Genomic DNA, 25,648 nt, shown 5'->3' on the forward strand with positions numbered 1-25,648 from the left:
GATGCGGATGCGTTCCGCTTCTGTAATTTGAAGGAATGTCCCAATGACCGGAAACGACATACGCAAACAATTTTTGGCCTACTTTGCCGATAAGGGCCATACGGTGGTGGAAAGTTCACCCTTGGTCCCCCACGATGATCCGACCCTGCTCTTCACCAACGCCGGGATGGTTCAGTTCAAGCGGGTGTTCATGGGCGAGGAGAAGCCGGACTATGTTCGGGCCGTGACCAGCCAGCGTTGCGTCCGGGCCGGGGGCAAACATAACGATCTGGAGAATGTGGGCTACACCGCCCGCCACCATACCTTTTTCGAGATGCTCGGTAATTTTTCCTTTGGCGATTATTTTAAAAAAGACGCCATCCATTATGCCTGGGATTTTCTCACCAAAGAGGTGGGGTTAGATCCGCAGAAGCTCTGGGTCTCGGTGTTTGATGACGATGACGAGGCCTTTGGACTCTGGGAAAAGGTTAAAGAGCTGCCCCCGGGCCGCATTGTCCGGATGGGAGAAAAAGACAATTTTTGGGCCATGGGCGATACCGGCCCCTGCGGTCCCTGCTCGGAGATCCATATCGACCAGGGGACGGAGGCGGGGTGCGGCAGGCCCGATTGCAAGCTCGGCTGTGACTGCGACCGTTTTCTCGAGATCTGGAATCTGGTGTTCATGCAGTTCAATCGGTCCGAAGACGGGAGCCTGACCCCGTTGCCCAAACCGAGCATCGACACCGGCATGGGCTTGGAGCGCATTACCGCTGTAACCCAGGGGAAATTCACCAACTACGACTCCGATCTTTTTAGCGGCATCATCACGGCCATCGCCGATGTTGCCGGAGTCCGGTACGGATCGGAACCGGCAGTCAATACGGCTCTGCGGGTTATCGCCGACCATAGCCGGGCCACCACCTTTCTGGTGGCCGACGGGGTGTTGCCCTCCAACGAGGGGCGGGGCTACGTGCTCCGTCGCATCATGCGGAGGGCCATTCGATACGGCCGCTCCCTCGGGCTGAAAAAGCCCTTTCTTGGAGGGATCATCGAAGCGGTCATCGCGGAGATGGGTGAACCGTATCCCCATCTTCATGGGGCACGCGAGCTTCTGGCCAAGGTGGTGTACAACGAAGAGGTCCGTTTCCTGGAAACCCTGGACCATGGCCTGGCCATGCTCCATCAGGAAATGAAGCGGTTGCAGGAGGCAGGGGAGAAAGAAGTGTCTGGCGACTTCATCTTCAAGCTCTACGATACCTACGGGTTTCCCGTGGATATCGTCAAGGATATCGCCATTGAAAAAGGCATGCTGGCGGATGAGCCGGGATTCAACGCGGCCATGGAGGTGCAGCGCAGCCAGTCTAAAAAATCATGGAAGTCTACCTCGCTTGCCGAAATGGGCCCTGGGGTCCGGGCCTTGCTTGACAAGGGAGTGCGCACCCGGTTTGTCGGTTATGAGATGCGCCATCATCGTGGGCTCATCGGCGGGCTGGTGAATGCTGCCGGTGCCACCCTTGAGCAGGCCGGCACCGGCGAGCAGATCTCCCTGTTCTGCCCGGAAACTCCGTTTTATGCAGAATCCGGCGGGCAGAGCGGCGATCGGGGCATGGTCATCGGGCCCCATGGCAAGGCAAGGGTGGTAAATACCGTGGCGGTGGGGGAGGGACTCATCCTCCATCAGGCCGAGGTTATGGAAGGGAGTCTGGCCCTTGGCGAGAGCGTAGAGCTCAAGGTGGCGGAAGGCAAGCGCCAGCGCACGGCAAACAATCATACCGCCACCCATCTCTTGCAGGCTGCTTTGCGTGAGGTGCTGGGCGAGCATGTGAAGCAGTCCGGCTCCCAGGTCAACCCGGATCGGCTTCGCTTCGATTTCACCCATTTTTCTCCCCTCTCCCGGGCAGAGATTCTCCGGGTGGAAAAGATTGTCAACGACGCAATCCGGGCCAACGCGCAGGTGTCTACCGCGGTTCTGGGCCGGGAAGAGGCAATCCGGGGCGGGGCCACGGCCCTGTTTGGCGAGAAATACGAGACAAAAGTCCGCGTTGTTTCCGTGGGAGAGATCAGCAAGGAATTGTGCGGCGGTACCCATGTGGGGGCAACCGGGGAGATCGGGATGTTCAAGATCCTGAGCGAAGGCGGCATTGCTGCCGGGGTGCGGAGGATTGAGGCGGTCACCGGCCCTGGGGCCATGGAGCGCTTCCAGCAGGTTGAGGCGCAACTGGCAACGCTTGCCGGTAAACTCAAGACCACGCCCGAGGAACTGTCCGGGAAACTGGACAAAATTCTGGCCCGCCAGAAGGAGTTGGAGCGGGAGGTGGGCCGGCTGACCGCGGATCTTTCCGTCAATGATCTGGAATCCATGCTTGGCAAGGCGCAGGAGATCGCGGGGGTCAAGGTGGTGATCGCGCAGATCGCCATGGATTCGCCGAAAACCATGCGCGAGGTCGGCGATAAGCTGCGGGACGGTTTGGGCAGCGGCATCGCCGTTCTCGGCGGGGTCTTTGAGGGAAAGGTGAGCCTGTTGGCCATGGTCACCAAGGATCTGAGCTCCCGGTTCCATGCCGGCCAGATTGTCAAAGAGGTCGCTGCCATGGTGGGCGGCAGCGGGGGCGGGCGACCGGACATGGCCCAGGCCGGGGGGACCATGGCGGATAAATTGCCGGAGGCGCTCGCGGCGGTACCTGGCATTATCAGCGGTCAGGGTGCGAAAGCTTCTGCTTAAAAACAAATACCCATGAAAAAATAACCGGTTGGCTTTTCTTTCGGTAGAAATACCCAGGGGAAAACAGGGAAAAAAGCAACGGGAAAATGTATTGACAGGCAAAATAAATTCGATTAGAACCGTTCAATTGTTAATGAACAGCTATTCATTTCATACGCACATATCAAGAATTTTTCACATATTAAATTGTTAAGAAAAACGGGGGCCAGTAATGATTACCATCGACCTGACCATGCTCATTCAGATTGCCAATATGCTCTTGCTTATTGTCGTCCTGAATGCAGTGTTGTACAAACCGATCCGCTCAATTATTGAAGAGCGGCAGAAGAAGATCGGCGGCCTTGATGAGGGCATTGACCAATTCAAGAAGAATGCCGTGCTGCGCCTCGATGAGTTTGGTCAGAAGATGAAGGATGCCAGGATTCGGGCCAAAAAAGAGTATGAGACTGCCCGGAATGCCGCCCTCGCCGAAAGCAGCGAAAAGCTGGCTGGGATCCGCAAGGAGGTTGACGCGCAGAAAACCGGTCAGCTTGCTGAAATAGAAAAGCAGTTTGCCACAGCCCAGTCCGAGTTGCAGGGGCAGATCTCCGGGTTTGCCGGCGATATGGCGGGCAAGGTTTTGGGGAGGGCTCTGTAAATGAAAAATACAAAATGGAAAAAAAATGCAACGGCAGCCCTGGCGTTGTTTCTAGTCCTGAGCTGTGCCGCAGCGGCATATGCTTCGGGAGATGGGGCAATCCCCAGAGAGAAGTGGATGGATCTTTTGTACCGGGCAATGAATTTCGCCGGTCTGGCATTCATTCTGGTCTTTTTCCTGAAGAAGCCATTTTCTGATGGCTTGAGCAGTCGTCGGGCAGGGATCAAGGACCAGTTGGAAGCTCTGGAGTCACGCAAGGCTGAAGCAGAACAGTTGTATAAAGAGGCCGAGGCCAAACTAGCCAGGCTCGATGAAGAGGTGAACAGCATCATCACCGAGGCGGTGAAGCAGGGTGAGGCCGAGAAGGCAAAGATCGTTGCCGATGCCGAGCGTAATGCCGGAGACATCAAGCGGCAGGCCGAAATGGCGATCGCGCACGAGCTTGCCGAGGCCAAGACCCGGTTGAAGGGCGAGATAGCCGAACAAGCCGTGCTGCTGGCGGAAGAACTGGTGAAAAAGAATATTCAGCCTGCGGATCAGAGCAGGATGGTTGAGCTGTCTCTTGAAAAGGTGGGAGGTATTCAGTGAAGAACACAGTATTAGCCAAACGGTACGCCAAGGCGCTCTTTGCGGTTGGCAAGGAAGGCAATGCCTTCGCGGAATTCACCAAGACCCTCAACGCCATGGCCGAGCTCTTTGTCGGCATGCCCGAGGTCTCCGATGCCCTGACCAACCCGTTGTATCCGGTTGAGGCGCGGGAGAAGGTCATGGAGCATCTTCTCACCTCCATGCAGGTTACCCAGGTTTTGGGCAACTTCTTCAAGCTGCTGGTGCAGAAAAAACGTGCGAATATCCTCCCCGATATTGCCGCGGTATTTCAGGCGATGGTCGATGCGGATAACAATATGTGTCAAGGGACGGTGGTTTCGGCTATGGAGCTGACCCCGGAACTCAGTGCAAAGGTTCAGGCAACATTGGAAAAAATAACCGGCAAGCAGGTCGTCCTTACGGCCCAGGTCGATCCGTCCATTATCGGTGGGATCGTGGCCAAGGTCGGTGATCTGGTGCTCGATGGAAGCATCAAGTCACAGCTGGCTGGTTTAAAAGAATCCATTAAGGGGAGTGTATAAGACAAATGCAGATCAAAGCCGAAGAGATCAGTCAAATCATTAAGGGGCAGATCAAGGATTACGAAAGTAAAGTTGATCTGAGTGAAACCGGCACCGTAATCTCCGTTGGTGACGGTATTGCTCGTGTGTACGGGGTTGAAAAGTGCATGGCCATGGAGCTGCTGGAGTTCCCCGGTGGCGTTCTGGGCATTGCCTTGAACCTTGAAGCCGACAACGTTGGTTGTGCGCTTCTTGGTGACGTGCGGAAGATTAAGGAAGGCGACACCGTCAAACGTACCGGTCGTATTGCCGAGGTTCCCGTCGGCCCCGAGATGGAAGGCCGCGTCGTTGACGGCGTGGGCAGCCCCATTGACGGCCAGGGACCCCTGAATGCCAAGCATAGTTCCAAGATCGAAGTGCTGGCACCCGGCGTTATCGCCAGAAAGTCCGTACATGAGCCTTGTTACACCGGCGCCAAGGCGGTTGACGCCATGACTCCGGTTGGCCGCGGTCAGCGCGAATTGGTTATCGGCGATCGCCAGATCGGCAAGACTGCCCTTTGCGTTGATGCGATCATCGCCCAAAAATACACCGACGTACATTGTGTCTATGTGGCCATCGGCCAGAAGAAATCAACGGTGGCCCTGGTTGTTGAAGCGCTCCGTAAGCACGGCGCCATGGAATACACCACCGTGGTAGCAGCCTGCGCCTCCGATCCGGCACCCATGCAGTATGTTGCCGCATTTGCCGGTTGCGCCATGGGCGAGTACTTCCGTGACAACGGCCAGCACGCCCTGATCATCTATGACGATCTTTCCAAGCAGGCGGTTTCCTACCGTGAGCTCTCCCTGCTCCTCCGTCGTCCGCCGGGACGTGAAGCATACCCCGGCGACATCTTCTTCAACCACTCCCGTCTGCTGGAGCGGTCCTGTAAGGTTAATGATGCCCTGGGCGCCGGTTCTCTTACCGCTCTGCCCATCATCGAGACCCAGGCTGGTGACGTTTCCGCCTTCATCCCGACCAACGTTATCTCCATCACCGACGGTCAGGTATACCTTGAGCCCAACCTCTTTTTCGCCGGTGTTCGTCCCGCGATCAACGTCGGCCTCTCCGTATCCCGCGTAGGTGGTGCGGCTCAGGTAAAAGCCATGAAGCAGGTGGCAGGTACTTTGCGTCTGGATCTGGCCCAGTATCGTGAGCTCGCCGCCTTTGCCGGTTTCGGTTCCGATCTTGATGCCGCCACCCAGGCTCAGTTGACCCGTGGCGCCCGTTTGGTCGAGATCTTGAAGCAGCCCCAGTATCAGCCGCTGCCCATGGAAAAACAGATCTGTATCCTCTTTGCCGGTACCCGCGGCTATCTCGATACCCTGCCCATTGACAGCTTGGCTGAGTATGAGCAGCAGCTCTATGCCCATATCGAGAAAAACCAGCCCAGCATCTATGATGACCTGAAAGAAAAGCAAGCCATTGATGCTCCCTTGGAAGAAAAAATCCGGGCTACTCTGCAGGCTTTTGGTGAATCTTTCAAGGCTGCCAAGGGCCTCAAATAAGGGGGGTAAGGTCTCATGGCGAGCCTAAAAGATGTAAAAACGAAGATTGGTGGGGTGAAGAAAACTGCCCAGATCACCAAGGCTATGAATATGGTTGCCGCGGCCAAGCTTCGCGGGGCGCAGCAGAAGATGGAAGATTTCCGTTCCTATGCCGAGAAGTTCAACGCGGCCATGGGCAATCTTTCCTCCGCCATGGATTCCGGCGCTTTTCCCCTCATGGAAAAGCGTGAGGTTAAGAATGTCGAGATCCTGGTGGTCACCTCGGATCGTGGTCTGTGCGGTAGTTTTAACGCCCATATCATGAAGATGGCCGAGAAGCTCATCGCGAGCTTGGAGGCCGAAGGCAAGAAGGTTTCTTTGGTCTGCGTCGGCAAGAAGGGTGCGAGTTATTTCCGGAAAACCGGTAAGGTTCGGGTCCGTTACACCGACCTGATGGGCACCTTCCAGATGTTCAATGCCCGGACCATTGCTCAGGATATTGCCGGGAATTTTCTCTCCGGTGATAGCGATGAAGTTCGCATTGTCTACGGTAAATTTAAAAGCGTAGCCGTGCAGCGTCCGGCCGAGCAGATGTTTTTGCCTATTCAGCCGGATGCCGTGGCGGCGACTGAGGCAGTTTCTTCTTCTGCCGGGGCATACATCTATGAACCGAGCACCGAGGAAATCATGGAAGTGCTTCTGCCGCTGTACATGAATGTCATGGTGTATCATGCCATGCTTGAAGTCAGCGCCAGTGAACATGCTGCCCGGATGAGCGCCATGGATAACGCCACCAATGCCTGTAAGGATATCATCCACAGCCTGACCCTGATTTACAATAAGGCGCGGCAGGCTGGTATTACCGCGGAATTGATGGATATTGTCGGCGGTGCCGAGGCGTTGAAGTAAACAGGTGAAATCAGGCTGATGCATTCAGCTCTGTCATAGATTGTCAATGTACGTACTAGCTGAGGAGGCTTTTCAATGAGTGAAGCAAGAGTTGGTAAAATTGTTCAGGTCATCGGACCTGTTGTTGACGTCGAGTTTGAGCCGGACAACCTGCCGGAGATCATGAATGCCCTGCAGGTTAGCAATAAGGGTATCAGTGACGAGCCCGGCAACCTGATCATCGAGGTTGCCCTGCATCTTGGCGACAACGTTGTTCGTTGCGTTGCCATGGATCAGACCGATGGTCTGGTTCGCGGCCAGGAGTGTACCGATACCGGCAAGCCCATTGAGATCCCCTGCGGAGCTCCGGCTCTGGGCCGGATCATGAACGTCGTCGGTCGTCCGGTTGACGGCATGGGGCCCATTGCTTCTGATAAGATGCGCACCATTCACCGTGCTGCTCCTGCTTTTACCGATCAGTCCACCGAGGTGCATGTTTTGGAAACCGGGATCAAGGTTATCGATCTGCTGGTTCCCTTCCCACGCGGCGGTAAGATGGGTCTGTTCGGCGGCGCTGGTTGCGGCAAGACCGTTATCATGATGGAGATGGTTAACAACATCGCCATGCATCATGGTGGTATCTCCGTATTCTGCGGGGTTGGCGAGCGTACCCGTGAGGGTAACGATCTGTACCACGAGATGAAAGAGTCCGGCGTTTTGCCGAAAGCTGCCTTGGTTTACGGGCAGATGACCGAGCCTCCCGGAGCCCGTTCTCGTGTTGCGCTGACCGGCTTGTCCGCAGCAGAGTACTTCCGTGATGAGGAAGGCCAGGACGTGCTCTTCTTCGTTGACAACATCTTCCGGTTTACCCAGGCCGGCGCCGAGGTTTCCGCGCTTCTTGGCCGTATTCCTTCGGCGGTTGGTTATCAGCCCACCCTGGCCACCGATCTCGGTGCGCTCCAGGAGCGGATTACCTCCACCAATAAGGGTTCCATCACCGCGGTACAGTGCGTTTACGTACCAGCGGATGACTTGACCGACCCGGCACCGGCCACCACCTTTGCCCATCTGGATGGTACCGTTGTTCTTTCCCGGCAGATCGCCGAGCTTGGTATCTACCCGGCGGTTGATCCCTTGGACTCCACCTCCCGGATTCTCGATCCCAATGTTTTGGGTGAAGAGCATTACCTGGTTGCCCGTGGTGTGCAGACCAGCCTGCAGAAATATAAAGACCTGCAGGATATTATTGCGATTCTGGGTATGGACGAGCTTTCCGAAGAGGATCAGACCCTCGTTACCCGTGCGCGGAAGATCCAGCGCTTTTTGTCCCAGCCTTTCACCGTTGCCGAGACCTTCACCGGCATGGCCGGTAAGTACGTCAAGGTTGCGGACACTGTCCGCGGCTTTAAAGAGATCCTGGAAGGCAAGCACGATGAGCTGCCCGAGATCGCTTTCTACATGGTTGGCAGCATTGAAGAAGCTGTTGAGAAGGCCAATAAAGAGAAGGCTGCTGCTTAAGGAATTGACTGACTTCCCGATCCCTTGCGGGTCGGGAAGGACTTGAGGATTACCCATGGCTGAAAAATTAAAGTTGGAAGTGGTAACTCCCAAAGGGGCTGTAGTGAGCAAGGACGTTGATATTGTCACTGCTCCTGGCTACGGCGGTGAATTTGGTGTTCTCGCCAACCATGCTCCCTTCTTGAGTACGATTAAGGTTGGTGTTCTGACCTATAAGTCTGGGGCTCAGGAAGAAACCCTGATGGTGAGTGGCGGTTTTTGTGAAGTGTCCAATAACAAATTAACCTTTCTTGTTGAATCCGCCGAGCGGGGTGCAGACATTGATGTCGAACGCGCGATGCGGGCCAAGGAACGGGCTGAGAAACGTTTGGCAGAAGCCCAGGCCCAGAAGGAAAAAATGGATCGGACCAGAGCCGAAGCAGCTTTGCAGCGGGCTATGAGTCGGCTGCGGGTTGCGGAGAGGCGGAAGCCTTCCTGAGACGTAGCAGACAATGGACATTAAAAAAGCCGCTCGGAAACGAGCGGCTTTTTTTGTCGGTGCTGGTGGGGAAGAGCATTACTTCTCGCTGAGATTTGCCTCCACGACAAAGGAACCGGCTGCGGTTTCGAAGGGGATAACAATGGTCGGCGCCTTGGAATAATAGGAGATTTCCACCCCCTTGCCGACGACCATGTTGGGGGTGGCAAGGGCAAACTTATGATCAAGCTTGGCCAGCTGGGCCTTGGCGCCGCCACAGATCATATTGGTCAGCTCACCGACAGCATCAACAACCTCGTCGTCAATCTTTTCCTTGGGATCTTCCATCAGCATGTTTGCCACGATTTTGAGGATGCATTTTTCCGTAAAACTTACAATCATGGAGCCGGTTATATCTTCGGAAGTCATGCCGATGATGCCTGTTACCTCGCCATAGGAGGTATTGCCCTCTTTGAGACGTGGTTTTTGCGGAGTGACCTGCGTTTGTGCCATTGTTTCCAGAACATTTTTTGCGGCAGATAAAAATGGATTAATAAACTCTGCTTTCATGGGAGTATTTTGCTCACAATTTTTTATACTGATTATTGGAAGGTATTAATACAACTTGCGGGATATCCCTTTAATTGTCAAGGGTCATTTGCCGTATTATGCTTCAATGTTACAGGTTTTATCCTCAGCTTGAAACCAGCAACCAACGGTTGTTTTTTCAGGCAGATAAAGTGGGGAATAATAATTTATGCATGAAATGCTCACGAAAACAGATTAACATATCAAGTTATGGTCTAACTTGTCGTTATTGCGATAAATATCGGTACTTGTACCGATGGCGTTCAATTTTTCGGGTAGGAGGCAGTGATGGAGACAAAAGAACGAATGAATATTGCCCGTCAATTTTCACGGGAATTGCCCGTTGCCGGGCGGATCACGAATTTTGATGAGGTAGTTTCCGGCTATGATGCCCAAAATGCCCAGCTTGAGGCAGAGCGTTGCCTGCAATGCAAAAAGCCAAAATGCCGGGAGGGATGCCCCGTCCATAACGATATTCCCGGCTTTATTAAGCTGCTCCGCGAAGGAAAGATCGAGGAGGCGTACTGGTTGGACCGCGAAACCAACTCACTTCCCGCTATCTGTTCGCGGGTCTGTCCCCATGAGTTCCAGTGTGAAGGGCATTGTATCCGCGGGAAAAAGGGCGAGCCGGTGGCCATTGGCATGCTCGAGCGTTATATTGTTGATTGGATGGTGGCCAATAACAAGAATCTGCTCCAGCCCTGTGCTCTGCCCAAGAGTAAAAAAGTGGCCATTGTCGGTTCCGGGCCGGCAGGAATGTCTGCCGCATATTACCTCGCCCATGAGGGGTACCATTGCACAATTTTTGAAAGCCTTCCTGTTTTCGGCGGCATGCTGGCGGTCGGCATCCCGGCATACCGACTGCCGCGGGAGGTTATCGCTGCGGAATTTGAAGCCCTGAAAAATTGCGGGGTGACTATGGAGCATGGCGTGACCATCGGCAAGGATAAAAGTCTGAGCGATCTGCGTGCTGAGGGTTTTGCCGCGGTATTTCTCGGTCCGGGTGCGCATCGGAGCCGGAAACTTGGCGTGGAAGGGGAAGATTTGTCGGGAGTAGTGCACGGCGTTGATTACCTGCGCAAGGTCAATGTCGGTGAAACACTGAATCTTGGAAAAAACGTGGTGGTGGTCGGCGGCGGGAACGTGGCCATTGACTGCGCCCGCACAGCCCTGCGGACCGGGTCTGATAATGTTTTCATCCTCTACCGGCGCAGCAAGGCGGAGATGCCCGCTTCCCAAGCGGAGATCCATCATCTGGAAGAAGAAGGGGTGCGCATCGAGATGCTTGCCGCTCCGGTTGCGATCCACGGCGAGAATGGCAGACTGAGTAAGATAGAGTGCATTCGGATGGAGCTTGGCGCCTGCGACGCCTCGGGCCGTTGTCGTCCGGTACCCAAGGAGGGTTCGAACTTCATGCTTGCCGCCGATGCCATCATCCCGGCCATCAGTCAGGATGTGGATGTTACGGCTGGTTCTGGCCTCGATCTGGCCTTGAGCCGCTGGGGTACCTATGTGGTGGATGAGGTGACCATGCAGACTTCCGAAGAGTGGATCTTTGCCGCAGGCGATGCCGTGCTTGGTCCCCAGACGGTGGCCAAGGCGGTGTATCAGGCCAAAGAGGCGGCCGAGTCCATCAAGCGGTATCTTGAGGGCAAGGACCTCAAGGAAGGGCGTCACCCCTTTTCTCTTGAGTAACAGTTTTTGGCGCAGAAATACCAAAAAAGGCCTGCCGGTTTTTCATCGGTGGGCCTTTTTTTTGTTTACTGACAAATTTGCGCGGGAAATAAATTTTTTAGAACGGCTAAAGTCCCTGTTAAAATCAATGTTTGCATTTTTGAGAATGGATACCATACAATATGTAACCGTCTGATTTTAGTAAATCCACCGGGGATAACCATGACCGAAAATCTGCGCTGTAACATTGGCTGGAACAACCACAATAAAATTCTCATTGTCGAAGATGAATCTTTGCAGCGTCATTTATTGCGGGAGTACTTGAGCGAGGCGGGATATGAGGTGGTTGAAGCGGTTGATGGTCAGGAGGCGATGGCGCAATTAGCCGTTGACCCTGAGATCCGGGTCGTCATTACCGATCTGAAGATGCCTCGGATGGATGGTTTTGAGCTCATCAGGCAAGTCAGAAAAAAACAACTGCACTATATCTATATTCTGGTCCAGACACACCGAGATGATGCAGAGACCCTGGAAAAGGCACTTTCCCTTGGAGCGGACGATTTCTTAAGAAAACCCGTGCGCCCGGTCGAATTGTGTCTCCGGGTCGCTGGAGGGTTCAGGGTACTGAAGATAGAAAAATTTGAGGAACTTATCTTTTTTCTTACCAAGCTCGCCGCCTTGCAGAGTAAGGAAACAGGGAGCCATCTTGACAGGATGTATCATTTTACCCGGGTGTTGGCCAGGGATATTGCCGAAAATGTGCCGGAACTCGGCCTGACCCTCGCCGTGGCGGAAGAGATAGCCAAGGTCAGCCCGATGCATGATCTGGGAAAGGTCGGCATCTCGGTGGAGCTCCTGCATAAGGTGGAGAAATTGAATCATGAGGAGGTGCAATCTCTGCAGGATCACGTTTTGGTGGGAGGTAACCTTATCCAGGATGTGTACGCGCAGACCGAATCAGAATATCTTTTTCTTGCCCAGGAAATAGCCCAGCTCCATCACGAACGCTGGGACGGCAAGGGATACCCCCACGGACTGGCGGGAGATAAGATCCCCCTCTGTGCCCGGATTGTTGCCCTGGCAGATGCCTATGACGCAATGACCAGCAAGCGGAGCTACAGTGTGGGCCTGAGTCACGAGGAGGCGAAACGGGAGATTTTGCGAAACAATGGCAAGCAGTTCGATCCCAAGATTGTTGAGGCCTTTCTTCGACAGGAAGCAGAATTTATCAGAATAAAAGAAGAGTTTCGGGATAATGATTCGCCCCTGTACAGCCGCTAAGGGACGAGTAAACAGGCGGGATTAGACAAAGAGCTGGCGGGCTCAGCGGTGGAAATTGTTTGCCAAGCTCATGCTTTGCACGTATTGGGCCACCCCGCCGGAGATGTGATTGGCAACGCCGGCTAGGTAGGCATCATCCCTAAGCCGCTTTTCTTCCTCTGGATTGCTCAAAAAAGCGATTTCGGTGAGGACGGCAGGCATCTGGGCGCCGATGAGCACCACAAACGGCGCTTTCTTGACCCCAAGATTCGAAACAGCGCTGAATTTTTTGTTCAGGCCGGTCACCATCTCTTCCTGGACCAGCCCCGCCAATTTGAGGGATTCGTTTATCTTTGAATTCTGCATGAGATCCAGGAGGATGGATTGCAGGTCGCTGATTTGCTTGGCCGAGGTGGCATTTTCCATGGCTGCCAGACGCATGGCGTCCTTGTTGCTGGCCAGGTCGAGCACATAGGTCTCAATCCCCCGGGCCTCATGATTCGGCGCGGCATTCACATGGATGGAAAGGAACAGGTCCGCTTCCTTGGAATTGGCAATGGCCGTTCGTTCTTCCAACGGGATAAAGACGTCGCGGGTTCGGGTGAGGATCACCTCGCAGCCAAGCGTTTCCTTGAGAATCTTGGCAACCCTCAGAGCCACATCAAGGACAATGTCTTTTTCCTTGAGGCCACTTGGGCTGCAGGTCCCTGGATCCTTGCCGCCGTGCCCCGGGTCGATGACGATTTTCTTTATGCCCAAGCCCAATTGCCGTTCCAGGGAGTGGGTTCCCACCTTGCTCGCCTGTCTCTTTTCCTTGCCTTTTCCGGCAATGATTTTGCCGATGTCGTCAGGGGGGGTGTCACTCTTCTTCTTTGCGACCCCATCGCTGCTCATCACGTCTATCACCACCCGGAAGGGATCAGCAAGGGTAAACACCTTGTAGTCAGAAATATTGGACTGGGTGTCCAGGACGACCCGGACTGTATTGGGATCAAACTGGGCATTCCTGACCTGTCGTAAGAGGCCGTCCTCGATGGGGATGGTTCGCTCTGTTTCCGGGCTGAGGCGGCTGTTTTCCAGGTCGATGTAAATCCTCCGCTGGTTCGTCTTGTCGCCGGAAAGGGTCTGGTGTTTGAAGGTAACCGGGCCGGTGGTTTCTACAACCAACCGGGTGTAGCGGTTGTTGGACCAGTGGCGGATGGGGAGGACCATCGCCTTGCCGCTTTTTTTAGCAGCAGGATCTTTTTTCGGGGAGTCACTGGCAACCTGGGGGGAAATGCATTTCTCTCCGGCGTCTTCCTGGGTCGTAGTTTGGCTTGGGGTGGAGGCAAACCCCTTGATCAGCAACAGCTGTTCTTCGGCCCCCGCAGCCATGTCGCTCTCCGGGTAAATGGCGATGATCTTCGTATAGGCCCGGGCGGCTTTGCTCGGATCTTTTTTGTCGACAAGATAGATGGAGCCCAGAATAAAAAAGGCGTCATCGGCCAGGAAGTTTCCTGGATAGCGGGTGCTCAGTTCTTCGTAGGCAGCAATGGCCTGGTCAAGATCCTTGCTCTTGCCGCTGTGCTGGAACATGGTCTGGTAGATCTTCCCGAGCATGAACAGGGATTTCGGCGCCGCTTGATGGTCGGGCGCGGCCTTGTATATGCTGCGGAAGGCGGTCACAGAGGTGAGCCAGCTTTTTCGGTCCCCCCCCTTGTCTTTGTTGGTGAGATCCTGGTAATAGGCCTTGGCCTGTTCGTATTGTCTGCCGATATTGTCCTGGTTTTGCTCAGGATTGGCCCAGGTTGGGGAGGCGATCAGGAGCAGGACGAGAATAAAAAGCGGACAGCGGAAGCGGGAAAGTGAAAAAAAAGGTGCCTGCCTGGCAGTATGGCGAGAATCGCAGGTGCAGGCGCGGAGTCTTGTCCGCTCGCCTGATCGTCCTGCGCCTTGTCTCAAATTACTCCACATCGCTCAGCCCTTTGAGTTCATAGAGGAGATCCAACGCCTCTCGGGGGGAGAGGGTGTCGGGATTGATGTCCCGCAACCTGCGTGCAGCCTGGGTTTCTCCGGCACCGAACAGGGAGAGCTGGCCACCTTGCCGGGGTTTATTTTTTCTCGGTGAGGTGGCGATCCTGGGTTCGCCCTGCCGGTTGAATTCGCCCTGCTCGATATTATGCAATAATTCCTTGGCCCTGGCAACCACCTTGGCCGGCACCCCGGCCAGGGCGGCCACCTGAATGCCGTAGCTGCGGTTGGTTCCGCCGGGCAGCAGCTTGTGGAGAAAGATGATGGTGTCGTTCCACTCCCGCACCGCAATGTTATGGTTCTTGACCCGCGGGTTGGTGGCGGCCAGCTCGGTCAACTCGTGGTAGTGGGTGGCGAAGATGGTCTTGACCCCACGGCCGTTTTTGTTGACCAGCTCCTCGGCCACGGCCCAGGCAATGGAGAGGCCGTCAAAAGTAGAGGTGCCGCGGCCGATTTCATCGAGGATCACCAGGCTCCGCTGGGTGGCGTTGTTGAGGATATTGGCTGTTTCGTTCATCTCCACCATGAAGGTGGACTGGCCGCGGCGCAGGTTGTCGGAGGCGCCGACCCGGGTGAAAATGCGGTCCACCACGCCGATCTCCGCCGATGCTGCTGGGACGAAGCTGCCCATCTGGGCCATGAGGGTGATGAGCGCGGTCTGTCGCAATACCGTTGATTTACCGGCCATGTTGGGTCCGGTGATGATCAGAACCTCTTCGCTCTCCTGGTCAAGATGGATATCGTTGGGCACAAAGCGGCCGGGCGGCAGGGCGCGCTCGATCACGGGATGGCGGCCTTCCTTGATGATGATCGCCTCCCCGCTGTTGATCACCGGTTTGGTGTAGCGGTATTTCTGGGCCCCCTCGGCCAGACAGCAGAAAAAATCGATCTGGGCCAACCGGGCGGCGGTAAGGAGAATCCGGGAGGATGACTCTGCCACCGTGGTCCGGATCGCGCTGAAAAGACGGTATTCCAGTTCCAGCCGTTTCTCCTGTGCGCCGGTGACTTTTTCTTCGAACTCCTTGAGTTCCGGGGTGATGAAGCGTTCGGCATTGACCAGGGTCTGCTTGCGGATGAAATCTTCGGGCACATTGGCAAGCTGGCCGCGGCTGATCTCGATATAGTAGCCGAAGATCTTGTTGAAGCCGATCTTGAGGTTGTTGATGCCGGTCCGGGCCCGTTCGCGGGCCTCAAGGGTGAGGATCAGCTCCTTGCCGTCGCGCAGGAGGGAGACCAGTTCGTCAAGCTCGGCATGGTAGCCGGGCTTGATGAGATTGCCTTCCCGCACGGTTACCGGGGCATCTTCTCGGATTCCGGCTTCAAGCAGGGCGTGGAGCTCGGTCAGTTCGTCCAGGGAGGCGCCGAGTGCGGGGAGCAGGGGGCCACCCTCCTCGAGCATTTTTTCCTTGAGCTGGGGGAGCTGGGCCAGGGAGCACTTCAGGGCCGTGAGATCACGACCGTTGGCCGTACCCAGCACCACCCGGCCGTTCAAGCGCTCCAGGTCATAAACCTTGGCCAGCAGCTGGCGGAGATCCTCGCGCAAGCGGGGGGCGAGGTAGAGCGCTTCCACCGTGTTCAACCGTTGCCGGATAGTTTCGACCTCCTGCAGGGGAAACAGCAGGTTCTTCTTAAGCAACCGTGCCCCCATGGGGGTTTCGCAGAGGTCGAGGGTGTCGAGCAGCGAACCCTCCCGGGCGCCGCCGGTGATGGTCTGGGTGAGTTCCAGGTTGCGGCGGGAGGATTCGTCCATGAGCAGGACGTTGTCAAATTCGATGGGGGTGAGCCGTTCGATATGGTCGAGGGCGGTCTTCTGGGTTTCCTGCAGGTAGAGGAGCAGCGCCCCAGCCGCGGCAATCCCGGATTTCAGCTCCTCGCAGCCAAACCCTGCCAGATTGGCCACCCGAAAATGTTCCAGCAGCCTCTGGCGCGCCATCTCGGGATAGAAAACGGAGGGCGACCGTCTGGTCAGGCAGCTTTGGGGAAGAAAGGCCAGGAGCTGGTCTGCCAGAATCGACGCTTCCCCGGGCTCTTCGGGAAGGAGGATCTCCGAGGGCCCAAGGCGGACGAGTTCGTCCAGTAACCCGGCGAGATCTTCCTTCTCGCTCACCAGAAACTCACCGGTGGAAAGATCAAGCAGGCTCAGGCCCCAATTCTTGCCCTTCTGGCAGATGGCGGCAAGATATCGGTTGTCCTTATCATCCAGGAGCTGTTCATCGGTGACCAGCCCTGGGGTCACTACTCGGACCACCTCGCGTCGGACAATCCCCTTGGCCTCTTTCGGATCCTCCACCTGCTCGCAAATCGCCACCTTGAAACCCGCCTTGATCATCTTGGCCAGATAGGAGGAAACCGCATGGTACGGAATCCCGCAGAGCGGCACCCGGTTTTCGTCATCCTTGCTGTTTCTGGAGGTGAGGGTGATGCCCAGGACCTTGGAGGCGGTCACGGCGTCGTCAAAGAACATCTCGTAGAAATCGCCCAGCCGGTAAAAAAGAATGGCATCCTGGTGCTGTGCCTTGATTTCAAGGTACTGCTGCATCATGGGGGTGATTTTTACTGGAGCGGGTGTGGTCTTGGCCATATCTTCGAGAAGGGGGCATCCTTGCGCTGTATTGTCTCGGCGGCAGCGTTCCTGTTGGCGTCCTGTAGCGATTGATAGGAGGTTTTTGGAGAAAAGTCAAGCATAGCCCGCAAATACAAAGGGGTAGAGGTTGTATTTGCCGTACTGATACGCTAGGGTAGAGTGTCAATCGGGACGGTAGGAAAGGATGTTTTTTTACGAATCGGGAGGAAGATATGGGCTGGAAAGGAATGTTGGTTTTAGGCGCGTTGCTGTTGCTTGGCGCGGATAATGTCTCGGCGTCGGTCATCACCATCGATAAGGAGCCGGTGCAGCTTGTCGAACTGCGCAAGGCGTATGAGGCGGAGCTGAAAACCGCCGCCACCCCGGAGGATATCGCAACAACGCAGGAGGAATACGAGCAGGCCAAGAAAAATCTTTCCGCTGCCGAGGGATACGGGCAGAAGCTTTCTTCCTTGGAAGCGGCGAAACAGAAAGAGATCGAGGCAATCAATGGCAAGTATCTTAAGGAGCAGGCAAAGCTGGACGCCTCCACCCGCAAAGCGATTGAGGAGAGATTTGAAAAAAAGCTCGCCGAACTGAAGAACCGGGGCGTGGCCAAGACCAGCAACAGCTATCAGGCCAAGCTGGAGAAATTGGAAAAGGAACTGGTCGGCAAGAATGATCTGGCTGGCGCCCTGGTGGTGCAGGTCGAGCGCCAGAAGATGAGCGGCGCCCCCGTGGCCGCGATTGTCAAGACCGCTTCCGCTGCGGGCAAGGGCAATGCGGTGCATGTGAGTTCGGTTCGCGGGCTTGCCGGAGCCGCAGGCAATATCGCCAACAATATCTACGTCTTTACCCTGGATCGCATCGGCAGCCAGGCCAAGCTGGTTTTTTACGGCTATGGCAACCGGACCGGTGATTCCCATGGCAAGGTGTATCTGCTCGGGCCGGATGGGAGTCGAACCGAGGTGGCCCAGTGGCAGCCCGATCTTCTCAGGGGCCCGAAGGTCTCTGATTTTAAATCCTACACCGATGTGCAACCGATCAGCGCGGATATCTCAAGCCAGGTCAAGCAGCCCGGTCAGTACCGGGTGGAGTTTCAGTACACCGATGGCGACGAGGCCTTCAATATCTACCGGGTAGAGATTCAGATCTAAAGGATGTTTGCGTAGGCAGTGGTGCGCTTTCATCTTGGCAGAGCAGCGGCAAAAAAAATTGTTGCAAACGAGAATAAAAAAAGCCTCGGCAGCCCCGCTGTTCCGGGGCTTTTTTATTGTTTTTGAAACTCCGGGAGGAGACGGGAGAAGGTCTTCTCGATATGTTCCGGGATGGTGCGTACCTCGGCCAGCACGGTCATATAGTTGTGGTCGCCATGCCAGCGGGGCACGATGTGCCAGTGCAGATGGGAGGCTACTCCGGCCCCGGCCACCTCGCCCAGGTTCAGGCCGAGGTTGAAGCCGTCCGGCCGGAGTTGGCGCCGCAGGATTTTGGTGCAGCGTTGGAGCATGGCGGCCAGGCCGTTGCTTTCCTCGGGGGTCAGCTCGGTGATATCGGCCAGATGCCGGGTCGGGGCCACCAGGAGATGGCCGTTGGCGTACGGGAAACGATTCATGAGTACGACCAGTTGCTGGTCCCGGTAAAGGATAAGGTCTGGGGCGGAAAAAGGCTTGTCTTGCGCGGCGCAAAAGAAACAGCCGGTGGTGGGGGGCTTGGTCTTAATATATTCCATCCGCCAGGGTGTCCAAAGCGTTTTCATAGTTTCGCCTGAAGCTGATAAATTTGGCCGTGCAGGGTTTCCCCGACTTCAAGGATGGCAAAGGTGCCTCCCACCCCGGTAGAGCCGGTGGAGGTAAAGCTGCCGGGATTGATGTAGAGAATTCCGCCCAGACTATGGCAGACCGGTCTATGGGTGTGGCCATAAACAATGCAGTCCGCCTCCGGAAAGATCTCGATGAGGCGTTGCTCAAAATCATAGGTGTTGCCAAAGCGATGGATCAGGCCGATGGTGAAGCCGCCCACCTGTATTTCCTTGTGGCTGGGGAGAAGCTGGCACCCCTGGGCAGAGCACATATTGCCGTGCACCGCATGCACCTCCTTGCCGGCAAATACCGTCAGGATTGCAGGATCGGTGAGATCCCCGGCATGGAGGATGATCTCCGTGTCATGGAAGCAGGTGTCCACGATTTTTTTGAAGGTCTCGGTGGGCTGGGAAAGGTGGGTGTCGGAAATGATGCCAATCTTGACGGGGTTCATCGTTTGAGCAAACCTCCTATGCGATAAGGAGAGGTTGCAGCACCGCCTCGGCTTGGGGTGCTGAGATGCCGGCGAGAATAATCCGCTTGTCCCGGCTGGTTTCCCCGCTGGCAATGGTTACGGCTGCCTTGGGGATCTTGAAAAGCTTGGCGAAAAACTGGATGACCGCAGCATTTGCCTTGCCATCCACCGGGGGCGAGGTGATGCAGAGCTTGACCGCGTCGCCGTGGAGCCCGGCGATGCGGGTGCGGGATGATTTGGGTTGCACATGGATGGACAGGCTGACCGAAATGCCGTCAGCCCGCTCCCGCAGATAGGTCATAGGGGCGATTCGTCGGGATTGAAACGATTCGTCTTGACCTCCTTCTCGGCTTCCTCCAGATTGCCGGCGAAAGAAACAGCCGGTCCATGGGTTTCCAGCGGATCTTCAAGGCTGAAGGCCATGTCGCCGTCAAGGTCGGGGAGAATCGCATCTGGTTCCTCGTCCTCATCCATGACCAGCATATCTTGTGGCACCGAGATTGCGGAGGCCAGGGCGATGTTCCGGGGCGAAAAGTCGTCAGCCATTCCTTCCAAGCCGCTCTCCGGGATGTCGATTTTGACATAGAGGTCTGCAAGGTCAGCTTCCTCGGAGGAGAGGTTCTGTTGCTGGGGGAGGGGCTCCGGTTTGACTGCAGCGCGGGCTCGGGGGGCGGAGTTCGAGAAGTTGCTGCGCACCTCTTCCTGTTGCCGGGCCGAACCACTGAAATGCTCCACCGCCCGCGCACTGTCGGCGGGTTCTGTTTCCAGCATGTGCAGGTAGGATTTCAGTTGCTGGCGCAGCTCATCCTTGGCCTGTGCCCGGAGGGATTTGAGGTCGTCAATTTTTCTTTTCAGTTCGGCAATCTCGTAATTGGCCTCTTCCCGCCGCCGCCGCGCTTCTTCCTGGGCTTCTGTGACGATGGCTTCCGCTTCTTCCCGGCTTTTCTCCTTCATTCCGTCGGCGACATTCTGGGCCGCGATGATGGCGCTCTGGAAAGATTTCTGCTGGTTCTGGTAGGTGGCCAGATCCTTTTCCATGGTTTCCAAGCGGCCTTTGAGCTTCTGATTCTCTTCGGAAACCGCTTGGAAAGCCGTGGCGATTTTCTCGAGAAAATCGTCCACCTCTTCCACGTCAAAGCCGCGAAAACGAACATGGAACTGCTGGGATTGAATGTCTTGCGCTGTGAGTATCATGCCTCGGCTCCTTGTGTGTGCCTCAAAAACAAATGGACTCAAAAAAATGGAAAAAAGCCATAGGGGTGCAACATGGCAAAGCGAATTCGCGATATTTCGCAGTTAAAGAGTGCCAGCCGCCAAGCGGTAAAACAGCCACCGTCTTCGATCGCTTCCTGCGCCGGGCGCAGGTTGATATGAGACCACGAAAAGCTCCGGCCTTACCCCATGGACCGTGCCAAGTGCTGCAGGGTTGGGACCAGAAAGCTCCGCAAAAAAATCAGGGCGAGAATGAGGATCATGGGGGAAAGGTCGAGCCCGCCGCCAAAAATCGGCACCAGCCGACGGATGCGGGAGAGCGCCGGCTCGGTGATTTCGTGGAGAAAACGGACAATGGGGTTGTAGGGATCGGCGTTTACCCAGGAGATAATGGCCCTGCCGATGATAACCCACATGTAGGCGCTCAAGGCAAAGTCCACCAGGGTGGCCAAGGCACCTAAAAAATTACCGATAACAAACATAACATGCCTCTTTGTTGAAAAAAAATATGCAACCGGGTTGCGCCTTACTCCGCGAAAAGTCCGGTTAGGTTACAGAGCGATGATTCGGTCAGCCACGGCGATAATCTCGAGGCTGGCCTTGCTCTCCGGCGCACCGAGCAGGAACGGCCTCTGCTGACGGATGCCCATGGAGACATTTTTGTCCTGCGGCATGGCCCCCAAGGCCAGGGGGGTGATCTTGAGGAATCGCTCGAGCACCATGCGCATATTGGTGAAGACATCCTGGCCTTCTTTTTTGGATTGTACACTGTTTATCAGCAGGTGAAAGTGCTTTCTCTCGTGGCGGGAATTGAGCACCTTGATCAGGGCGTAGGCGTCGGTGAGCGAGGTCGGATCCGGAGTCAGGATCACGATGTTTATCTGGCTCCAGGTATTGAACCAGAGGACCGAATCGCCGATTCCGGCGGCGGTATCGATGAGGACATAGTCGAACCGGTCGATGATCTCCTCCAGGCTGTTGGTGAGAAAAGCCTGTTCCTCGTACGAGAGGGTGGCCATTTCCGGTACGCCCGAGCTGGCCGGCAAGACGTGAAATCTGGGGTTGATCTCCACCAGGGAGCTCGCGAGCTCACGGCCCTCTTCGATGGTTTCCTGGATGGTATGCCGGACATTGAGTCCCAGGACCACATCAACGTTGGCCAGGCCCAGATCGCCATCGATCAGGAGGACGGATTTACCTTTCTGGGAAAGAGCGGTGGCCACGTTTACCGAAAAGGAGGTCTTGCCGACCCCGCCTTTGCCGCTGCTGATACAGATGATTTTCGGAGAGCGCTTGGTTTTCGCGGTCATAAACGATTTACCTCTGCAAGAAGCTGTAAGTGTGACGGACGCCTCACAGGGAAGTCCGTAAAAGTAGGGAACAAATTATGCCGCCATCCCCGCCGTAGCCCGCGAGGGTTTTCGTGGTTGCAGCCAAAGCTGGGCGCGTTCTTCCACCGTCACCTGGCAGGAATCCTCTGTCTGGCTGGCGGCTCTTTGACAGATGGCGTCGCCGCCGAGCTTGGCGGCCCGGCTCAGTTCCGCTTCGGCGAGGAGCAGAAGTTGCTCCGGGGCAATGGTCTCATAGGCATGACAGACGGCGATCCCGAGGGCCAGCTTGGGGGTAATGGTGGTCGCACCCGTGGTGAAGGTGGTGGTGCGCAGGGTGGTCCGGATTTCTTCCGCTCGTTTCCGCGCCTTGCCCATCGTGGCGCCCGGCATGATCAGGGCCAGCCCGGTATTTTGGAAGCTGGCGAGGACATCCACCGGATGCAGGCTGGAAGCAAGCGCTGTTGCCGCTTGGCCGATCAAGGTGGTCGCCCCGTTTTTTGCTGGGGTTTTTCCGGAAAGAGTGATGAGGAGAAGGGCGCAGGGCAGTCTGGTCTGCTGGACTCTGGCCAGTTCCGCTGTCAGTTGCTGGTGCAGCCAGGCCTGGTCAGGCAGCGAGGCGTCGCCCGAAGCCACCGCCGTTGCCGGGCGAAGCTGGTCTGCCAACCGCAGCCCGGCCAGGGCTGAAGCCACCTCCGGTACGGGGATGTCCGCATCGATGAGCAGCAGTCCCAGGGGTTCGGGGCGTTTGCCGTTGAGCCTGATGGTGCGCACCGGATGCCGGCTCGCCTGTTTCTCAAGGCTGCGATAGAGCAGCGCCGTATCCGAGGAGGTTTTTCGACTCATGCCACCCTGCTGCCCGGAGTTACCGGGCCGGAAAGGGAGGAAAGCACCAGCCGGTCGCCGTCCTTGGCGGCCAGGACCATGCCGTGGGAGGCGACGCCCATCAGTTTGGCGGGCTTGAGGTTGGCGACAATGATCACCTGACGCCCCACCAGCTCTTCCGGCTGGTAATGCTGGGCAATGCCCGCGACAATGGTGCGTTCCTCCGGCGCCTTGACCGTCAGCTTGAGCAACCGGTCTGATTTGGCGATCTTTTCGGCAGCGATGATCTCCGCCACCCGCAATTCCAGCTTCTGGAAGGCGTCAAAGGAGACGAGCCCCTCATCTTCCGCCGCATTCTCCGGGGTGGGAGCAGCTTCTTTGTCCGATTCTTTCATGGCTTTCTTTGTCTGCGGTTGGGGTTTTTCTTTTGCTTCCCGTTGCAGCCTGGGGAAAAGCTGCGCCCCGGGGGTGATGCTGCTGCCCGGCACAAGCCTTCCCCAAACGGAACAGGCGGAGAAATTCATTTCATCGGCAGTGCCCAGCGCTGCCCCCATCTTTGCCGCGGTTTCCGGCATGATCGGTCGCAGGGTCAGGGTGATGAGCCTCAACGTTTCCAGCAGGGTGTAGAGTACCGTGGCCAGCCGCGCACCCTGTTGCGGATCCTTGGCCAGTTCCCAGGGTTGGGTGCTGACGATGTATTTATTGGCCCGGCTGATCACCTCCCACACCGCACCCAGGGCCCGATGGAAGGCGAAATGCTCCATGTGTTCGCGGTACTGACCCAGCATGGCCAGGGTTGCCTCGCGCAGTTCGTTGTCCTGCTCCGAGGGGGTGCCCGGCTGCGGCACGGCGCTAGCGGCGAAGTTCTTCACCATGGTCAGCGAGCGGGAAAGGAGGTTGCCCAGGTCGTTGGTCAGATCGGAGTTGTGTCGCGCCAGTAACGCTTCCGGGGAAAAGCCGGCGTCCAGACCGAAGGACATCTCGCGGAGCAGGAAATAGCGCACCGAATCCGCGCCGAACTCGGCCGCCAGCTCGCCGGGGCGCACCACGTTGCCTAGGCTTTTGGACATCTTGGTTTCCCCCATGTTCCAGTAGCCGTGGACATGCAGCCGCTTATACGGCTCAAGGCCCATGGCCTTGAGCATGGTGGGCCAGTAAATGGCGTGGGGTTTGAGAATATCCTTGGCGATCACATGCTCGGCCGCGGGCCAGTAGCGGGCAAAATCCTCCCCCCCCGGATAGCCGAGGCCGGAAAGGTAGTTGATCAACGCATCGAACCAGACATAGGTGACAAAACGGTTGTCAAAGGGCAGGGGGATGCCCCAGGTGAGGCGGGTGGTGGGCCGGGAGATGCAGAGATCCTCCAGGGGCTCCTTAAGGAAGGAGAGCACCTCGTTGCGGTAACGTTCCGGGGTGATAAATTCCGGGTGCGTGTTGATGTGGTCGATGAGCCACTCCTGGTACTTGCTCATCCGGAAAAAATAATTCTGTTCGCTGATCTGTTCCGGTTCGGTGAGATGATCCGGGCATTTGCCGTCCACCAGCTCTTTTTCCGTGAGAAACTGTTCGCATCCCTTGCAGTAGAGGCCGGTGTACTCGCTGAAATAGATGTCGCCCTGGTCGTACACCTGCTGCAGGATGCCCTGCACTGTTGCCATGTGCGCCGGGTCGGTGGTGCGGACAAAGGCGTCCGGCACGATGGCAAGCCCCGGCCAGGCCGCGCGGAACATGGCGCTGATCTTGTCCACATACTCCTTTACGGAAACCTCGGCGTCGGCCGCGGCATGGACGATCTTGTCGCCGTGTTCGTCGGTGCCGGTCTGGAAACGGACATCCTTGCCGAGCAGCCGCTGGTACCGGCAGACGGTGTCCGCCACCACGGTGGAATAGGCATGGCCCAGATGGGGCTGGGCGTTGACGTAAAAGATCGGGGTGGTGAGGTAATAAGGGGTCATTGGTCCGGCCCTTCCGGGGCTTTGTGCTGTTTGGGCTTTTTCTTTCTCGGCTGGGTATCCGCTTCCGGGGCTTGGGCTCTGGGTTGGGACTGTCCCGGGGCGGGGAGTGCCGCTTTGGCCTGGCTCCATTCCTCCTTGGAGAGGAGGATGTTTCTTTCCTGGCCTTCCAGCCAGTTGACTTCCAGGGTCTCTTCCAAGGCGTTTACCTTGATAACCTTGTAATTTTTCTCGCCGATGGTGATGATCTTGCCCGGCTTGGGCATCTTCTTGCGCATGGCGTGGTAGGTTTCGTACTCGTAGGTGAGGCAACAGAGCAGCCGGTTGCAGATGCCGGAGATTTTGGCCGGATTGAGGGGCAGCCCCTGTTCCTTCGCCATCTTGATGGAAACCGGGGCGAAGTTTTTGAGATAGGACGAGCAGCAGAGTTCCCGGCCGCAGCAGCCCAGGCCGCCGATCATCTTGGTTTCGTGGCGGACCCCGACCTGGCGGATCTCCACCCGGGTGCGGAATTCCTGGACCAGATCCTTGACCAGTTCGCGAAAGTCAACCCGGGTGTCGGCGGTAAAGTAAAAGATGATCTTGCTGCCGTTTAAAAACCGTTCCACCTTGATGAGCTTCATGGGCAAGCCATGGCTGCCGATGAAACGGGTGCAGACACTAAAGGCTTCCTGCTCGCGTTCAAGGAGGCGGGCGAATTTTTCTGTTTCGTCCCGGGTTCCCCGCCGGACGATCAGGTGGCTGCCCAATCGTTCCGGTTCGGTCCGTCCTGGGCAGGGCAGGGTCCGGGCATGGACGGTGGCCGGCTCCAGGCCGTGTTCGGTCTGGACCATGACCAGCTCATTGACCTTGAGGTTCTGGATGCGGGAGACGGCGGAGAAAAATTGGTCCCCTGGGCGGAAATGGACGGTATAGCAGGTTTCCGCCGCATTGTGCTGGTCTTCATGCACCAGCTCTTCAGGGGGTGTTTCCGGAGTTTCGTTCATGTCTTGCGCTCAAACAGCCCGGAGGCTGAAAAATAATAATGTTTACGGAGTGTAACTGTTCGGAAGCGCCGCTTCGCTGCTGCCACCTCTGCGAGTGTCAATTGTCGGCAGCAGTGCCGACCAAGAGGTCTGCGCAG

At 56.5% G+C, this 25,648-nt stretch carries 23 protein-coding genes; 11 read left to right on the forward strand and 12 right to left on the reverse strand.

Annotated elements, in window-relative coordinates; all coding sequences use genetic code 11:
• The first annotated feature begins 43 nt into the window (after positions 1 to 43).
• The 8 genes from alaS (at position 44) to OLX77_RS05925 (ending at position 8,860) form a co-directional block, all read left to right on the forward strand.
• Complete coding sequence (alaS, locus tag OLX77_RS05890) at positions 44 to 2,701, forward strand: alanine--tRNA ligase (protein ID WP_307632667.1); 2,658 nt, start codon at positions 44 to 46, stop codon at positions 2,699 to 2,701.
• Between the two features lie 211 nt (positions 2,702 to 2,912).
• Positions 2,913 to 3,338, forward strand: a complete 426-nt coding sequence (locus tag OLX77_RS05895; protein WP_307632668.1) for a F0F1 ATP synthase subunit B — start codon at positions 2,913 to 2,915, stop codon at positions 3,336 to 3,338.
• On the forward strand, positions 3,339 to 3,926 hold the full coding sequence (locus OLX77_RS05900; protein WP_307632669.1) for a F0F1 ATP synthase subunit B: 588 nt from the start codon (positions 3,339 to 3,341) through the stop codon (positions 3,924 to 3,926).
• The gene (locus OLX77_RS05905; protein ID WP_307632670.1) at positions 3,923 to 4,468 is read left to right on the forward strand and encodes a F0F1 ATP synthase subunit delta; all 546 of its coding nucleotides are present in this window, start codon (positions 3,923 to 3,925) and stop codon (positions 4,466 to 4,468) included. Before OLX77_RS05900 ends, OLX77_RS05905 begins: the two co-directional genes overlap by 4 nt.
• A 5-nt stretch (positions 4,469 to 4,473) precedes the next feature.
• Positions 4,474 to 5,997, forward strand: coding sequence for a F0F1 ATP synthase subunit alpha (gene atpA, locus OLX77_RS05910; RefSeq protein ID WP_307632671.1), 1,524 nt, complete (start codon positions 4,474 to 4,476; stop codon positions 5,995 to 5,997).
• A gap of 15 nt (positions 5,998 to 6,012) precedes the next feature.
• Positions 6,013 to 6,885 (forward strand): ATP synthase F1 subunit gamma, encoded by an 873-nt coding sequence (gene atpG, locus OLX77_RS05915; protein WP_307632672.1) that lies wholly within the window; start codon positions 6,013 to 6,015, stop codon positions 6,883 to 6,885.
• Between the two features lie 75 nt (positions 6,886 to 6,960).
• Positions 6,961 to 8,382, forward strand: coding sequence for a F0F1 ATP synthase subunit beta (atpD, locus tag OLX77_RS05920; RefSeq protein WP_307632673.1), 1,422 nt, complete (start codon positions 6,961 to 6,963; stop codon positions 8,380 to 8,382).
• A gap of 55 nt (positions 8,383 to 8,437) precedes the next feature.
• Positions 8,438 to 8,860: a F0F1 ATP synthase subunit epsilon gene (locus OLX77_RS05925; protein ID WP_307632674.1), complete on the forward strand. Its 423-nt coding sequence runs from the start codon at positions 8,438 to 8,440 to the stop codon at positions 8,858 to 8,860.
• Positions 8,861 to 8,938: 78 nt separating this feature from the next.
• Here OLX77_RS05925 and OLX77_RS05930 read toward each other — a convergent pair whose 3' ends face one another.
• The gene (locus OLX77_RS05930) at positions 8,939 to 9,352 is read right to left on the reverse strand and encodes a chemotaxis protein CheX (RefSeq protein ID WP_307632675.1); all 414 of its coding nucleotides are present in this window, start codon (positions 9,350 to 9,352) and stop codon (positions 8,939 to 8,941) included.
• A gap of 363 nt (positions 9,353 to 9,715) precedes the next feature.
• On the opposite strand from OLX77_RS05930, the gene OLX77_RS05935 reads away from it, so the two are divergent.
• The gene (locus tag OLX77_RS05935; protein ID WP_307632676.1) at positions 9,716 to 11,122 is read left to right on the forward strand and encodes an NAD(P)-dependent oxidoreductase; all 1,407 of its coding nucleotides are present in this window, start codon (positions 9,716 to 9,718) and stop codon (positions 11,120 to 11,122) included.
• Positions 11,123 to 11,323: 201 nt separating this feature from the next.
• On the forward strand, positions 11,324 to 12,382 hold the full coding sequence (locus tag OLX77_RS05940) for an HD-GYP domain-containing protein (RefSeq protein ID WP_307632677.1): 1,059 nt from the start codon (positions 11,324 to 11,326) through the stop codon (positions 12,380 to 12,382).
• A gap of 42 nt (positions 12,383 to 12,424) precedes the next feature.
• Here the strand turns inward: OLX77_RS05940 and OLX77_RS05945 are convergent, their stop codons facing one another.
• The gene (locus tag OLX77_RS05945) at positions 12,425 to 14,302 is read right to left on the reverse strand and encodes an N-acetylmuramoyl-L-alanine amidase (protein WP_307632678.1); all 1,878 of its coding nucleotides are present in this window, start codon (positions 14,300 to 14,302) and stop codon (positions 12,425 to 12,427) included.
• A 1-nt stretch (position 14,303) separates the two neighbouring features.
• A complete protein-coding gene (mutS, locus tag OLX77_RS05950) occupies positions 14,304 to 16,952 on the reverse strand; it encodes a DNA mismatch repair protein MutS (protein WP_307632679.1) in 2,649 nt (882 codons plus the stop codon).
• Between the two features lie 215 nt (positions 16,953 to 17,167).
• Here mutS and OLX77_RS05955 point away from each other — a divergent pair, with 215 nt between their 5' ends.
• The gene (locus OLX77_RS05955) at positions 17,168 to 18,091 is read left to right on the forward strand and encodes a hypothetical protein (RefSeq protein WP_307632680.1); all 924 of its coding nucleotides are present in this window, start codon (positions 17,168 to 17,170) and stop codon (positions 18,089 to 18,091) included.
• A gap of 113 nt (positions 18,092 to 18,204) precedes the next feature.
• On the opposite strand, the gene OLX77_RS05960 is transcribed toward OLX77_RS05955, so the two are convergent.
• The 9 genes from OLX77_RS05960 to OLX77_RS06000 all read right to left on the reverse strand — a co-directional run bounded on the left by OLX77_RS05960 (position 18,205) and on the right by OLX77_RS06000 (position 25,511).
• Entirely contained in the window at positions 18,205 to 18,663 is a 459-nt protein-coding gene (locus tag OLX77_RS05960) for an HIT family protein (RefSeq protein ID WP_307632681.1), read from the reverse strand.
• Between the two features lie 23 nt (positions 18,664 to 18,686).
• Positions 18,687 to 19,187: a metallophosphoesterase family protein gene (locus OLX77_RS05965; protein ID WP_307632682.1), complete on the reverse strand. Its 501-nt coding sequence runs from the start codon at positions 19,185 to 19,187 to the stop codon at positions 18,687 to 18,689.
• 16 nt (positions 19,188 to 19,203) lie between these two features.
• Entirely contained in the window at positions 19,204 to 19,509 is a 306-nt protein-coding gene (locus OLX77_RS05970; protein WP_307632683.1) for a DUF167 domain-containing protein, read from the reverse strand.
• On the reverse strand, positions 19,506 to 20,402 hold the full coding sequence (locus tag OLX77_RS05975; protein WP_307632684.1) for a DivIVA domain-containing protein: 897 nt from the start codon (positions 20,400 to 20,402) through the stop codon (positions 19,506 to 19,508). The genes OLX77_RS05970 and OLX77_RS05975 overlap by 4 nt, the downstream gene beginning before the upstream one ends.
• 200 nt (positions 20,403 to 20,602) lie before the next feature.
• Positions 20,603 to 20,902, reverse strand: a complete 300-nt coding sequence (locus OLX77_RS05980) for a YggT family protein (RefSeq protein WP_307632685.1) — start codon at positions 20,900 to 20,902, stop codon at positions 20,603 to 20,605.
• A gap of 69 nt (positions 20,903 to 20,971) precedes the next feature.
• Complete coding sequence (locus OLX77_RS05985; RefSeq protein ID WP_307632686.1) at positions 20,972 to 21,730, reverse strand: MinD/ParA family protein; 759 nt, start codon at positions 21,728 to 21,730, stop codon at positions 20,972 to 20,974.
• Positions 21,731 to 21,805: 75 nt separating this feature from the next.
• The gene (locus OLX77_RS05990) at positions 21,806 to 22,594 is read right to left on the reverse strand and encodes a diguanylate cyclase domain-containing protein (RefSeq protein ID WP_307632687.1); all 789 of its coding nucleotides are present in this window, start codon (positions 22,592 to 22,594) and stop codon (positions 21,806 to 21,808) included.
• Positions 22,591 to 24,528, reverse strand: coding sequence for a methionine--tRNA ligase (gene metG, locus OLX77_RS05995; RefSeq protein ID WP_307632688.1), 1,938 nt, complete (start codon positions 24,526 to 24,528; stop codon positions 22,591 to 22,593). The genes OLX77_RS05990 and metG overlap by 4 nt, the downstream gene beginning before the upstream one ends.
• Positions 24,525 to 25,511, reverse strand: coding sequence for a PSP1 domain-containing protein (locus OLX77_RS06000; protein WP_307632689.1), 987 nt, complete (start codon positions 25,509 to 25,511; stop codon positions 24,525 to 24,527). The genes metG and OLX77_RS06000 overlap by 4 nt, the downstream gene beginning before the upstream one ends.
• Between the last annotated feature and the right edge of the window lie 137 nt (positions 25,512 to 25,648).

Source organism: Thiovibrio frasassiensis (assembly GCF_029607905.1).
In the GTDB taxonomy this organism is placed as follows: domain Bacteria; phylum Desulfobacterota; class Desulfobulbia; order Desulfobulbales; family Desulfurivibrionaceae; genus Thiovibrio; species Thiovibrio frasassiensis.